Here is a 13,880-nt window from a genome sequence, read left to right as displayed (position 1 = left end):
GGAGCTGTCGCGCCTCACCGTTGCGGGCAGCGAAGCATCACATGGGACACCGGCCGTCAGCGCGACGCCGGTCGCAGTGTGGGGGCCGACAGGCCCGTCGTCGCGTCGTCCGGGCTCGCGTACGGGTCCGTCGGCGGGGTCGGGAGGTAGGCGCACTCCGCGTGCACGCCCCCGTGGAAGCGGCCGCCGTCCGCGTACCACTCGTAGACCTGCCGGCCGTCCCCGTCGCGTTCCGTGCGCAGCGTCCAGTTGTCGCCCGACGGCGTGGAGTCGAACGAGACGATGTCCCAGCCCTCAGCCTTGAGGTGGTCGCGCAGACGGCGCATGGCGGGGAGCGCCTCCGACTCCGTGACGTCGGTGAGTCGCCACTCGTGGGAGAGGGCGTAGGCGTTGTCGACGTGCTCATCGGCCACGCTCTCCAGGCCGTCCGGGTAGCAGTAGCCGGACGACAGGGAGTTGAACTCGCCCGACGGGAGCTGCGCGTCGAAGCCGAGGACGTCGTACGACTCCTGGGACCGGGCCCCCGCCCGGTCCGCCATGGTCTCCGGCGCGACCTTCGGATAGTCCTCGGGGGTCGCGCGCTGCACGCCGTACGTCACCAGTAGGGCAAGGATCAGCAGTACGGGGATGCCGACGATCGTCGCCAGGGCGATGCCGAGCCACTTGGCGGCGGACGTGCTGGTGCGGGGCTGCGCGAGGTCTTCGGTCACGGGTACGACGCTACGAGGAGGCCCGGCACGGCCGTACCCGTCAACCGACTCAAGTCGGATGAGCACGACTACTCAGCCGACCGGGCACCGTCCCCGGCCGGTTGTCCGGGACCGCTCGTATGCTCGACGCATGACCGATCACCAGGGCGGACCCCATCCGGCACGGCCGACAGAGAACGCGATGCGCCGGGCGCTCAAGCGGGCCAGGGACGGGGTCGCGCTCGATGTCGCGGAGGCCGCCGTGCTGTTGCAGGCGCGCGGTGAGGACCTGGAGGACCTCGCGGCCTCCGCGGCGAGGGTCCGGGACGCGGGGCTGGAGGCGGCCGGCAGGGCCGGGGTCATCACGTACTCGAAGAGCGTCTTCGTCCCGCTCACCCGCCTGTGCCGCGACAAGTGCCACTACTGCACCTTCGTGACCGTGCCCGGCAAGCTCCGCCGCGCCGGCCACGGGATGTTCATGTCGCCCGACGAGGTGCTGGACATCGCGCGGCGCGGCGCCGAAATGGGCTGCAAGGAAGCACTGATCACCCTCGGTGACAAGCCGGAGGACCGCTGGCCCGAGGCCCGCGAGTGGCTCGACGCGCACGGGTACGACGACACGATCGCGTACGTGCGGGCCATGGCCATCCGGATTCTCGAGGAGACCGGGCTGCTCCCGCACCTCAATCCCGGGGTGATGTCCTGGACCGACTTCCAGCGGCTGAAGCCCGTCGCGCCGTCGATGGGCATGATGCTGGAGACGACGGCGACCCGGCTGTGGAGCGAGCCGGGCGGGCCGCATTACGGGTCGCCCGACAAGGAGCCCGCCGTCCGGCTCCGCGTCCTCGAGGACGCGGGACGGACGAACGTGCCGTTCACCAGCGGGCTGCTGATCGGGATCGGCGAGACGTACGAGGAGCGCGCCGAGTCGCTGTTCGCGCTGCGCCGCGTCTCGCGGGCGTACCACGGCATCCAGGAGCTGATCCTTCAGAACTTCCGCGCCAAGCCGGACACGGCCATGCGGGGCATGCCGGACGCCGAGCTGGACGAGCTGGTCGCGACCGTCGCGGTCGCGCGCCACATCATGGGGCCCTCCGCCTGCCTCCAGGCACCGCCGAACCTCGTGGACGAGGAGTTCGCGCGGCTGATCCGCGCCGGGATCGACGACTGGGGCGGCGTGTCCCCGCTCACCCCCGACCACGTCAATCCCGAGCGGCCCTGGCCCCGGATCGACGAGCTCGCCGAGAAGTCGGCGGCCGAAGGCTTCGAGCTCCGCGAACGGCTCTGTGTCTACCCGGAATTCGTGCAGCGCGGCGAGCCGTGGCTCGACCCGCGGCTGCTGCCGCACGTACGGGCGCTCGCCGACCCGGAGACCGGCCTCGCGAAGAGCGACGCCTCTCCCACGGGGCTGCCCTGGCAGGAGCCCGACGAGGGCTTCACCGCCACCGGGCGCACCGATCTGCACCGGACCATCGACACCGACGGCCGTACGCACGACCGGCGTGACGACTTCGACGCCGTCTACGGCGACTGGGACGCCCTGCGGGAGGCCGCCGCGCCCGGCATGGTGCCGCAGCGCATCGACACCGACGTGATGGCCGCACTGGCCACGGCCGCCGACGACCCCACCAGGCTCACGGACGACGAGGCCCTGGCCCTGCTGCACGCCGACGGGCCGGCCCTGGACGCGCTCACCCGCATCGCCGACGAGCTCCGCAGGTCGGTCGTCGGCGACGACGTCACGTACATCGTCACGCGGAACATCAACTTCACCAACGTCTGCTACACCGGCTGCCGTTTCTGCGCCTTCGCCCAGCGGCGCACCGACGCCGACGCCTACACCCTCTCGCTGAGCCAGGTCGCGGACCGGGCGCAGCAGGCGTGGGACGTCGGCGCGGTCGAGGTGTGCATGCAGGGCGGCATCCACCCCGACCTGCCCGGCACCGCGTATTTCGACATCGCGCGGGCCGTCAAGGAACGCGTCCCCGGCATGCACGTGCACGCCTTCTCGCCGATGGAGGTCGTCAACGGGGCCAGCCGCACCAACATGTCCGTCCGCGAGTGGCTGACGGCGGCGAAGGAGGCGGGCCTCGACTCGATCCCCGGCACCGCCGCCGAGATCCTCGACGACGAGGTCCGCTGGGTCCTCACCAAGGGCAAGCTGCCGACGGCGACCTGGATCGAGGTCGTGAAGACGGCGCACGAGCTCGGCATCCGGTCCTCGTCCACGATGATGTACGGGCATGTGGACCAGCCCCGCCACTGGCTCGGCCACTTCCGTACGCTCGCCCGCATCCAGCAGGAGACCGGCGGCTTCACGGAGTTCGTGACCCTGCCGTTCATCCACACCAACGCACCCGTGTACCTGGCGGGCATCGCCAGGCCCGGCCCGACCACCCGCGACAACCGCGCCGTCACGGCGATGGCCCGCATCCTCCTGCATCCGCACATCACCAACATCCAGACGAGCTGGGTGAAGCTGGGGGCGGAGGGCGCGGCGGAGATGCTCCGCTCGGGGGCCAACGACCTCGGCGGCACGCTGATGGAGGAGACCATCTCCCGTATGGCGGGCTCCAGTTACGGCTCGTACCGCTCCGTCCGCGACCTGACCGCCATCGCGGAGGCCGCGGGGCGGCCGTCCCGGCCGCGTACGACGCTGTACGGGGAGGTCCCGGCCGAGCGCCGGCAGGCGGCGAGCGCGTCCGACGGGCACCTGCCGGAGCTGCTGCCCCTGCTGCCGGACTGACCACGGCGGACGGCCTACGGGACCGACCACGGGCAGACGGCCCACCGGACCGACCACGGGAGGACGGACCGCCGGCGGACCGCCCACCGGTCGGGCCGGTCGTCGGCGGACCCGGCCCGAGGTCCGGGTCCGACCGCCGACGCGCCCGCGCGAAACCGGCCGTGGGCCGCGCCCGCGCCGGTGCCCGGCATGGCGGGGCATACGGGTCGGTACGCCGCGCCTGCCTTCGTCCCGCGACATACCGGTGCGAGCCGCGCACGGCCCGGCCGGGACCGGTCCTCGCCCCCTGAGCACGCCGTTCCCGTTCGATTACAGTGCTGGGCCGGGCAGTGTTCGTACGACGTCGGGGAAGGAGCGCGGTGAGCGCAGCAGCCGCAGGCGTGTGGGGCCGTGCCGAGCAGCAGGACTTCCGCGCGAGGGTGCGCGGCGCGCTGCTCGGCGGTGCCATCGGCGACGCGCTCGGCGCCGGCGTCGGTGGGCTCACCATCGAGGAGATCCGCGCCGCCCACGGCCCCGACGGGCTGACGGACCTGGAGCCGGTCAACGGCCGCCGCGGCGCGGTGACGGCCGCCACGCAGCTGACGCTCTTCACCGTCGACGGCCTGATACGGGCCCAGGTCCGCCGTGACACCGGCGCCTGGCACCCGCCCACCGATGTGCACCGCGCGTATCTGAGATGGGCCGCCACGCAACGCGACTGGGGCCCCGACGAGCGGCGCAAGGACAACGGCTGGCTCGCCCGCGAGGAGTGGCTCTACAGCCGCCGCAACCCGCCCCGTGACACCGTCACCGGCCTCGGCGACGCGAACATGGGCACCCTCCAGACCCCCAAGAACCCGGCCGCCCGTGACGCGGGCGCGCTGGTGCGTTCCGCGCCGTTCGGGCTGCTGGTCGGCTGGGAGCCGCAGCTGGTGTGCCAGCTCGCCGTGGAGTGCGCGGCGCAGACGCACGGGCATCCGACCGCGTACCTGTCCGCCGGCGCGTTCGCCGTCATCGTGCACGGTCTGGCGCGCGGCGAGACGCTGGACGGCTCGGTGCAGCGGGCGCTGGCGCAGCTGGCGTCCCGGCCGGGCCATCAGCCGGTCACGGACGCGCTCAAGCAGGCTCTCGGCGCCGTGCGGCAGGGCATCCCGAGCCCTGCGCGGATCGCGTCCCTCGGCGACGCCAGGCAGGCGGAGGACGCCCTCGCGATCGCCGTCTACTGCGCCCTCGTCGGCGAGGACATCCGGCACGGGCTGCGTCTCGCCGTCAATCACGACGGCCCGTCCGAGGTGACCGGGACGGTGTGCGGCGCGCTGCTGGGCGCGATGCATGGGGAGACCGCGCTGCCGCCGGCCTGGCTGTGCGAACTGGAGGGCCGTCCGACGCTGCTCGAGCTCGCGGACGACTTCGCGATGGAGATGACCCAGGGCCCGGCACTGCACAGCCCCACGGTGACCGCGCCGGGCTGGATCCAGCGGTATCCGCGGGCGGCGGCCGAGCTGACCTGAGCCGTTCCGCCCGTTCCCGGAGCGACGAGGGCCCGGCCCCCCTCCTCGGGAGCCGGGCTCTCGCACGGTCGGTGCATGTGAAGAGGCGCGCCTCAGCTGTCGGCGCCCTCGCGGCCGAGCACCTTGACGTCCGCGTCGCCGGCCGCGGCCGGCGACGGGATCAGCCGGGCGGTACCGGTGCCGCCCTCGTCGTCGCCGTTGATCTTGGCGAGGACCTCGTCGCGTTCCGGGGTGTCCTCGGGCTTGATCCAGCCGATCACGATGTAGAGGACCAGGGAGACGACCAGCGGCACCGAGACCTGGTACTGCAGCGGCACACCGCCCTCGACGCTCCAGCTGATCGGGTAGTTGACCAGCCAGAAGGCGAGCAGTCCGACGCCCCAGCTGAGCAGGGCGGCGGTGGGTCCGCTCTTGCGGAACCAGGGGAGCAGGCCCAGCATCAGCGGAATGGCGATCGGGCCCATGAGTCCGGCGACCCACTTGATGACGACGGTGATGATGTCGCCGAAGAAAGGCGAGTTGACCTGCGTCGCGATCGCCATCGACAGGCCGAGGAAGAGCAGTGTGGCCCAGCGGGCGGCGAGCAGGCCGACGCGGGTGTCCCACTCCCGGGCCTTGCGGGACACCGCGGGCATGATGTCGCGGGTGACGACCGCGGCGATCGCGTTGGCGTCGGAGGAGCACATGGCCATGGTGTGGGAGAAGAACCCGACGATGACCAGGCCCAGCAGACCGTGCGGCAGCAGCTGTTCGGCCATCAGCGCGTAGCTGTCGGCGGGTACGTCGGTCTCGATGAGCAGCGGGGCGACCCACATGGGGAAGAACAGGACGGCCGGCCAGACGAGCCACAGCACCGCGGACAGGATGCCGGAGCGCTGTGCGGACTTCGCGGAGTCGGTGGCCATGTAGCGCTGGGCCTGGTTCCACATGCCGCCGTTGTACTCGAAGGTCTTGATGAAGAGATAGGCGATCAGGAACACCATCATGTACGGGCCCGCGAGCGGCTCGGCGTGGCCCTTCAGCTTGGGCTCGTCCCACACGGTCCACAGGCTGCTGAAGCCGCCGAGCTCGGCCATGACGGCGATGAGCATCGCGATACCGGCGACGAACTGGATGACGAACTGGCCCAGTTCGGTGAGGGCATCGGCCCACAGGCCACCGACGGTGCAGTAGACGGCGGTGACCGCACCGGTGATCAGGATGCCCATGTTGAGGGAGACGCCGGTGAAGACGGAGAGGAGCGTGGCGATGGCCGCCCACTTCGCGCCGACGTCGACGATCTTCAGCAGTACGCCGGACCAGGCGAGCGCCTGCTGCGTCGGCAGGTTGTAGCGGTTCTTGAGGTATTCCAGCGGCGAGGCGACGTGCAGTCGCGACCGCACCCGGTTGAGCCGCGGCGCGAACACCTTGGCACCGATCGCGATGCCGATCGCGATGGGGAAGGACCAGGTGACGTACGAGGTGACGCCGTAGGTGTAGGCGATGGCCGCGTAGCCGGTGAACATCACCGCGCTGTAGCCCGACATGTGGTGCGAGATGCCGGACAGCCACCACGGCATCTTGCCGCCGGCGGTGAAGAAGTCGCTGACGTTGTCCACGCGTTTGTGGGACCAGACGCCGATCGCGACCATCACGCCGAAGTAGCCGATGAGCACGGCCCAGTCGAGACTGTTCATGTCCCCTCCAGAGGGGTCCGCCTTGTGAACGAGGAGCGCGCTTCGTCTTTGCGTCCGTTGAGCGGCGCCCCCATGCGGGAGTTGGGGACTTCCCGGATTGAACAGGCTGCCGCGTGCGGTGGTCAAGGCCTCTGGCGGTCATAAATGTGAACAAGGATCAGTAAGGCGAACGATTTTTACTCGTTCTTGACCTTGAGGGGCGTTGTCGCGAACGAGACGTGGGCCACACGATGAGCGGGCACTTCGTCGAGTCCGACAGACAGAAGAGACCGCACGGGATGCGGGTCCCGTGCGGCCAGGAAGAGGTGAGGTAACCGGTCCTCGAACTACCGCATCAGCTCACCGGCATTGACGAGCAGCGACTGGCCGGTGATCGACCGGGCGCGGTCGGAGGCGAGGAAGACCGCCGCCTGGGCGACGTCCCGGTCCGTGGCCAGGTCGGGCAGGGCCGTCCGCTCGGTGAGCCGCCGGAGCACCTCGTCCTCCGCCACTCCCTCGGCGTCGGACGTGAACCGGACGTACGCCCGCACCGGCGGCCCCCACATCCAGCCGGGCAGTACGGTGTTCACCCGGACACGGTCGGGGCCGAGCTCCCGGGCCAGCGAGTACATCGCGGACGTCAGCGCTCCCTTGGACGCCGCGTACGCGGCCTGCCGCACCTGTGAGGGTGCGGCGAGAGCCGACTGTGTGCCGATGAACACGACGGAGCCTCCCCGCTCCCGCAGTCCCGGCAGGCACGCCCGCGTCATCCGCAGCGTGCCGAGGAGATTCACGTCCAGGACGCGCTGCCAGGTGGCGAAGTCCGCGTCCTGGAGGCCGCCGAAGGAACTGTCCAGGGCGGCGACGTGCACCACGGCGTCGATCCGCCCGAAGCGCTCCACGGCGAGCGCGGCCAGCGCCTCGCACTGGGTCTCGTCGGTGATGTCGGTGGCCCGGTACGCGGTACGGGCGCCCCCGGGGTCGATCCCGCCGGCCGTCTTCGCGAGGTGCGCCTGCGTGCGCGCGCCCAGTACGGCGCTGCCACCCTCCTCGACGACCGCCGCCGCGACCTGGAGACCGAGCCCGGCGCCCACGCCCGACACGACGACGACCTTGTCCCGAAGCAGCATCCCGGTGCCTCCCGAGGCTGGCGGATTACCTGACGGAGCGTCAGAGTAGGTCGGTCCGGCCCAGGAAGGAAGGGGAGCGCCATGAGCGAGGACAGGACCGACGACGGTGGCGACCGCGGCACTCGCGGTGAGGACACGCGCAGCGAGATGTACGCGGAACTGGCGTCCGTCGGCCCGTACGGGGTGCGCCCCGGCCACGCGCTGATCACGATGGTCGAGCCGCATCCGGGCCACGAGTACGCGTACAACCGCTGGTACGAGGACGACCACTACTACGCGGGCGCGATGGCGATGCCCTGGATCAGCGCCGGCCGGCGCTGGGTGGCGACACGGGACCTGCAACTGCTGCGCTACCCGGAGAAGTCGGCGGTGGCGCAGCCGGTGACGGCCGGGTGCTACCTCTCGACGTACTGGATCACCGAGGGCCGCTACGACGATCACATGAGATGGACCGTCGCCATCAACAAGCGCCTGGGCCGCGACGGGCGCGTCCACCAGCGGCGGACGCACGTCTTCACGGCCTTCCAGGACCACGAGGCCACCGTCTACCGCGACGGCGCCGCGGGCCCGCGCGACCTGCACGCGCTGGACCATCCGTACGCCGGCCTGGTGCTGGAGGTCATCGACGCCGAAGGCCCCGCCGGGCGGGCCGAACTGCTGCGGTGGCTGCGGGCGAAGCATCTGCCGAGGAGGCTGGCGGGCTCGTGCGCCGCCATGGTGACGGTCTTCCGGCCCACACCGCTGCCGGGGGACCGGATGACCTATGTGAAGCAGGTGGAGGGCGTGGACAGCCGACTGACGCTGCTGTGGTTCCTCGAGGAGGACCCGAGGGACCGGTGGGAGGACACGTTCGCCGGGCTGGACACGGCGGTGGCGGAGTCGGGGCTGGGACGGGTGGAGCTGGTGGCGCCTTTCGTGCCGACCGTCCCCGGGACCGACCGCTATGTCGACCATCTGCGCTGAGGCACGCTGCCGACGCGGTCCGGGGTACGGCCGAGCCCCCTCGGCCGGGACGGCGATCCAGTCGAGAGGGCTCTCGGTACTGTCTTGTGCGGGGTGTCGCTCGTGTCTTCGCGTGCTCGTACCGCGGGCGGCGACGCGCTCAGCCGAGATCGAACGCGCCGTCGCCCACTTCATTCACGAACGCGTTCCACGAGTCGGGGACGAAGGTGATCGTCGGGCCTGCGGGGACTTTCGAGTCCCGGACCGAGATCGCGTGGACTACAGGGGACTTGACCTCGACACAAGCGCCGTTTCCCGTGGAGTAGGAGGACTTCGTCCAGCTCTCCGTCGCGCCCTGAAGGATTGCCATGTTCGCTCCGCTTCCGGCAAGTGGTGTGATCCGAGCCAACGTTCTTGCTGGCGTGATCGACGCTACTCGCCGACAGAGGGGCGCGAGACGGGCGTTCACTCGACCGGATGGCATATTCCATGCGACTCTTCCGTCACACGGTGCCTCTGGTGTACCGTTCCGCCGCCTTGGGTCAGGCGGCGTCTCCCTCCGTGTATTCCTTGGCGATCGACGCGATGAACTGACGCGTCTGCTCCACGTTCAGGGCCTGCGCGCGCAGGTGCTCGTACATGACGCTGTACTTCTGCACGTCGTTGGCCTTCTCGAGGTACAGGTCGCTGGTCACGCCCTCGATGTAGACGACGCTCGAGTCGGAGGTGTCCGGGAACTCCAGGATCGCGTACTGACCGTTGACGCCCGGGTGCGCGCCCATCTCGAACGGCAGGACCTGCACGGTGACGTGGGGCTGCTGCGACAGCTCCACCAGGTGCTCGAGCTGCTCGCGCATCAGCTGCCGGCCGCCGACCTGCCGGCGCAGCGCCGCCTCGTCGATCACCGCCCACATCCGCAGCGGGTGCTCCGCGTCCCTGATCCGCTCCTGGCGGCGCAGACGGACGCTGACGCGCTTCTCGATGTCGGTGGTGCCGCTCTCCGGCAGCGCACCGGCGATGAGTGCCTCCGCGTACTGCCGCGTCTGGAGCAGACCGGGAACGACCTGCGGCTCGTACACCCGCAGGCTGGCCGCGTCGGTCTCCAGACCGATGTACACGCTGTACGGGATGTCGCCGAAGGCGTGCCACCAGCCCTGCTGGCGGGAGTCCTTGGCCATCTGCATCAGCGAGTCGACGATCCGGTGGTCCTCCACCTCGTAGACCCCGCACAGATCGCGTACGTCGCGCTGGCTGATGGAGCGACGGCCGTTCTCCAGACGGCTGATCTTCGACTGGGAGACGAGCAGGCGCTCCGCGACCTCCTCCGCCGTCATGCCCTTCAGCTCCCGGAGCCGGCGCAGCTCCTGCCCCAATCGGCGTCTCCTGACGGTGGGATTGACGTTGGACGCCACGGGTACTGCACCTCCGACTGTGTAGCTGTGCGTATCTACTGCTGAGCAGATTGCCACCAATGGTGGTCGCTGCGCTGCCAAATGGCTACACGCGCGAACGCCGCGGCTGCACATACGAACGCGCGGGGCAGCCTCCTGGCTGCCCCGCGCGTTCACTTGCGGCTCCCGAACCGGCCGTTGGGGACGACGGTGCGGCGGTCCTGCTGTGCGGCACCGCGGTTCCGGCTACGGCGCTTCAGCGCCCCGGTTCCGCGGTGCCGTTCAAGGGGTGTCGGGTGGTGCGGTGTTGTGGTGCCGTGCTCAGTGCGCGACGACACGTGCCGCCATGCTGCTGCGGCGTGGCTGCATCGGTACGGGTCCCGGCTGGCGGCCTGCGGGGGCCGTCGGCTGGGCACGGCGCGGCTGGGCGGCCACACCGTTCTGGACGTCCATCACCGCGTGCGCGACGAGGCCGCCCATCGGGTCGTGCCTGATGAGGTCCCGCAGACGGGACCGCGAGGAACGCCCTTCGTTGCCCGGGTACAGGTGCTTGCCGAGTCCGACCGCGTGGGCCAGTGCGGCAAGCGCCGCGGTCCGCGGGTCCGGTGGTACACCGGTGCGGATCGCACTGTCCAGCCGGGCCCTGATGTCCCGGCTGATCGCCGTGTCCGTCGCCTGGTAGCGAGTCGTCGGCAGAACTCCGCACATCTGGCCCGCAACGGCATGCACCATGCCGCACCGCTCCAGATGCGAGAGGTAAATCTGGCGCAGCCCCAGCCGGGGCCCGCCGATCCAGTGGACCGCCCGTACCGGACTGCCGCGTCTGCGCAGCAGCTCCAGTGCGGAGTCCAGGGTCGGATCTCCTGTCGGCCGTGGCATCACCACGGCGATACGATCCCCGTCTGGGGCTATCCGTCCTGCCAGAGCCAGCTCTACTAGCTGTGCCCCGGCCAGGCCGAGGTCGAGCGACTGCGGCTGCGCTGTGGTACCCGTTGCCGGGTCCAGAGCGAGCAGCAGAAGCTCCTCCGGAAGTGTTCTGCGGCTCCTGCCCATCCATGCCTCCCCGCGTGGATGAATGACAGGGTGACCCCTCTCACATTGGTCTGTCGAGGGCGCCTGGGTGCTTTGTTAGGGAACCGATAGGTATGTCGTTCTCGTCTAGCACGGGAGCCAAGCGCTCACACAGGACACTGGTAGATGGTTCGGACACCACGGGCCGTCGGCGGGCCGCCGGTTCCTGGTGTTCGTGAAGACATACGCATGGCGCATGGCACATGACTCATGGAGGAGGCACGGTGGCGGGCGAGTCCCCCGACAAGTCGGAGCAGCGGAAGTCGTCGGGGGAGACGACTCAGGAGGAGCGCGATCCGCGTCTCACCGTGTTCCGCCGGCCATCTCCCGGGCGCGACGCCGTGCAGGGACAGGGCTCCGGCCATGACACCTCCACGACGACGACGGACGAGGCGACGGAGCGCCCGGCCCCCGTGGACCAGGCGACGGCCGTCTTCAGGACCACGCCGCCGCCCGAGGAGCCGGACGCGGCCCCTTCGGGCAATGACGCACGCCTGCGCGCCGCGGTTGCGGCGTGGGTGGCGACGGCGGACGAACCGGAGGACGGCTCGGAGGACTCCGACGGCTCGAAGAAGCCCGAGGCTTCCGAGGACTCGGAGGGCTCTGAGGAGGGCTCTGAGGGCGTCCGGCAGGAGGAAGAGGCCGAGGGAAGCGCGGAGGTCTCCGAGGAGGCGTCGTCCGCCACGGAGCCCGTCGCGGAGGCCGCCACGGCCGACGAGCCCGCCAAGGACCCGTCCAGCGACGCCACTCCCGACGGCGACGAGGCGGAGGACGCGGCTGCGGTCGCCACGGCCGATGCCGCCGACACGTCGGACGGCGCCGAGCCTGCCGACGTGAAGGCTTCTGACGCGGCCACAGCTACAGCCACGGACGACACCGATGCGCCGGCGGCGGAACGGTCCGCCGACGGCTCGTCGGCAGGGGACGTCGACGGCGACGGCCAGGACGAGGACGAGGCCGGGCGCACGAGCCCCGACGCCGAAGACGGCCAAGACGCCGAAGACGGCGAAGCGGAAGCCCCGGTCAGTGCGGAAGCAAAGAGCGAAGCCGACGCCCCCGCCGAGGCCGACGGGCACGGCGTCGACCAACCGACGACCATGTTCAAGGCGCTGCGGCGTCCGGCCGTCGACCAGCCCACCACCGCCCTCAAGATGCCCCCGCGGGCCACGCCCGCCGCGAAGCCCGAGTCCCGTCCGGAGTCCCGTCCCGAGCCGGCATCGCAGCCGGAGACGGACGCCGAGCGCACCAGCACCTTCGTGCCGCTGCGCCGCGACGACGTACGTCCCCCGGCCGCCGCGCCCAAGACGCCCAAGGCCGCTGCGTCTTCCGCGCCGGCACCGGCGGCCCCCGCGCCGTCCGCGCCCGCCCCCGCGCCGGCGCAGCCGCTCCCGGCCGCGTCCGGGACTCCCGCGTCACTCGCCGAGGCCGAGCGGACCAGGCAGCAGCCGCTGCCGCCGCTGCCGCCGCTCGACCTGCTCGCCGAGCTGACGAACACGCCTCCGCCGCCGCCGACGCCGGTCCGCACGGTCGTGCGACGGGTCAAGATCTGGACGCCGCTGGTCCTGCTCCTCCTGATCGTCTTTGCGGTCGTACAGCTCGTGCGTCCGCTTCCGGACCCCACGCTCGCGCTGTCCGCGGAGGAGACCTACAGCTTCGAGGGCGGCAAGCTCGAACTCCCGTGGCCGGCGGAGGGCCAGGGCGCGGCCGAGGTCGTCGGCGTCGGCAGTCTCGGTCAGTACGGCGCCCAGAAGCCCGCTCCCATCGCCAGCGTCGCGAAGACGATGACGGCGTACGTGATCCTCAGGGACCATCCGATCACCGGCAAGCAGGTCGGCCCGAAGATCACCGTCGACAAGAAGGCCGAGGAGGAGTCGAAGGCGAAGAGCGAGTCGACGGCTCCCATCAAGGAAGGCCAGCAGTTCACCGAGAAGCAGATGCTCCAGCTGCTGATGATCCCCTCGGGGAACAACGCGGCCCGTCTGCTGGCGCGCTGGGACGCCGGCTCCGAGGAGGCGTTCGTCAAGAAGATGAACGACGCCGCCAAGGAACTCGGCATGACGAACAGCACCTACACCGACCCGAGCGGTCTCAAGGCCACCACCGTCTCCACCCCGCTGGACCAGATCAAGCTCGGCAAGGCGGTCATGGAGAACGACGTGTTCAGGGAGATCGTGAACACGACGCAGGTCGAGATCCCGGGCATCGACGGCAAGATCCGCAACAACAACGACCGGGCCCTGCTGATGGACGGTGTCGGCGGTATCAAGACCGGTTCGTCCACGCCGGCCGGCGGCAATCTGCTCTGGTCCGCGAACGCCGTCGTCGACGGTGAGGTCCGGCGCATCGTCGGGATAGTGATGGGCGCGCAGGACGCTCCTCAGCTGTGGCAGAAGCTGGAGAAGGCGATCGACTACAGCATCGCCCTGATCCCGCCGGCCCAGGAGGCCGTCACCTCGGCCACGGTGGTCAAGAAGGGTGACGTCGTCGGGCACGTCGACGACGGACTCGGCGGCCGTACGCCCGTCGTCGCCACCAAGGACCTGAAGGCCGTCGGCTGGGCCGGTCTCCAGGTGAAGATCGAGATCGCGGAGAACGGCAGCGCGGTCCCGCACGCGGCGAAGGCCGGAACGGTCGTCGGCCAGGTGTCCGTGGGCGAGGGCGTCGGCAAGGTCAGCGCACCTGTCGCCCTGCAGCGGGACCTCTCGGAGCCGGGCGTCGGCGCCAAGCTCACCCGCCTCGGCTGACCGCCGCGCGGGCGTCCCGGGA

10 protein-coding genes are annotated in these 13,880 nt (G+C 70.8%); 4 read left to right on the top strand and 6 right to left on the bottom strand.

What is annotated here, in order from left to right:
- Window positions 1-56 precede the first annotated feature (56 nt).
- Window positions 57-710 (bottom strand): hypothetical protein, encoded by a 654-nt coding sequence (locus ACTMTU_RS21185; RefSeq protein ID WP_441265067.1) that lies wholly within the window; start codon window positions 708-710, stop codon window positions 57-59.
- A 130-nt stretch (window positions 711-840) separates the two neighbouring features.
- On the opposite strand from ACTMTU_RS21185, the gene ACTMTU_RS21180 reads away from it, so the two are divergent.
- Both ACTMTU_RS21180 and ACTMTU_RS21175 read left to right on the top strand, forming a co-directional pair.
- The gene (locus ACTMTU_RS21180; protein ID WP_441265066.1) at window positions 841-3,435 is read left to right on the top strand and encodes a bifunctional FO biosynthesis protein CofGH; all 2,595 of its coding nucleotides are present in this window, start codon (window positions 841-843) and stop codon (window positions 3,433-3,435) included.
- Window positions 3,436-3,794: 359 nt separating this feature from the next.
- Window positions 3,795-4,925 carry an ADP-ribosylglycohydrolase family protein gene (locus tag ACTMTU_RS21175; RefSeq protein WP_441265065.1) on the top strand — a complete coding sequence of 377 codons (1,131 nt, stop codon included), beginning with the start codon at window positions 3,795-3,797 and terminating at the stop codon, window positions 4,923-4,925.
- A 92-nt stretch (window positions 4,926-5,017) separates the two neighbouring features.
- Here the strand turns inward: ACTMTU_RS21175 and ACTMTU_RS21170 are convergent, their stop codons facing one another.
- The gene (locus tag ACTMTU_RS21170; RefSeq protein ID WP_441265064.1) at window positions 5,018-6,601 is read right to left on the bottom strand and encodes a sodium:solute symporter family protein; all 1,584 of its coding nucleotides are present in this window, start codon (window positions 6,599-6,601) and stop codon (window positions 5,018-5,020) included.
- Window positions 6,602-6,927: 326 nt separating this feature from the next.
- Window positions 6,928-7,710, bottom strand: a complete 783-nt coding sequence (locus tag ACTMTU_RS21165; protein WP_441265063.1) for an SDR family oxidoreductase — start codon at window positions 7,708-7,710, stop codon at window positions 6,928-6,930.
- Between the two features lie 81 nt (window positions 7,711-7,791).
- Between ACTMTU_RS21165 and ACTMTU_RS21160 the strand changes: the two genes are divergently transcribed.
- Window positions 7,792-8,673, top strand: coding sequence for a hypothetical protein (locus ACTMTU_RS21160; RefSeq protein ID WP_441265062.1), 882 nt, complete (start codon window positions 7,792-7,794; stop codon window positions 8,671-8,673).
- A gap of 139 nt (window positions 8,674-8,812) precedes the next feature.
- Here the strand turns inward: ACTMTU_RS21160 and ACTMTU_RS21155 are convergent, their stop codons facing one another.
- The 3 genes from ACTMTU_RS21155 to ACTMTU_RS21145 form a co-directional block, all read right to left on the bottom strand.
- Window positions 8,813-9,022, bottom strand: a complete 210-nt coding sequence (locus ACTMTU_RS21155; RefSeq protein WP_441265061.1) for a DUF397 domain-containing protein — start codon at window positions 9,020-9,022, stop codon at window positions 8,813-8,815.
- A gap of 172 nt (window positions 9,023-9,194) precedes the next feature.
- Window positions 9,195-10,064, bottom strand: a complete 870-nt coding sequence (locus tag ACTMTU_RS21150) for a helix-turn-helix domain-containing protein (protein ID WP_441265060.1) — start codon at window positions 10,062-10,064, stop codon at window positions 9,195-9,197.
- Window positions 10,065-10,364: 300 nt separating this feature from the next.
- Window positions 10,365-11,096, bottom strand: a complete 732-nt coding sequence (locus ACTMTU_RS21145; protein WP_159690978.1) for a GOLPH3/VPS74 family protein — start codon at window positions 11,094-11,096, stop codon at window positions 10,365-10,367.
- A gap of 221 nt (window positions 11,097-11,317) precedes the next feature.
- On the opposite strand from ACTMTU_RS21145, the gene ACTMTU_RS21140 reads away from it, so the two are divergent.
- The gene (locus ACTMTU_RS21140) at window positions 11,318-13,858 is read left to right on the top strand and encodes a serine hydrolase (protein WP_441265059.1); all 2,541 of its coding nucleotides are present in this window, start codon (window positions 11,318-11,320) and stop codon (window positions 13,856-13,858) included.
- Window positions 13,859-13,880 lie beyond the last annotated feature (22 nt).

The sequence above is a fragment of the Streptomyces sp. OZ13 genome (genome assembly GCF_052068155.1).
Lineage (GTDB): Bacteria > Actinomycetota > Actinomycetes > Streptomycetales > Streptomycetaceae > Streptomyces.
The sequence above is the reverse complement of the archived record's forward strand: the minus strand, read 5'-3'. Positions and strand labels throughout refer to the sequence as shown.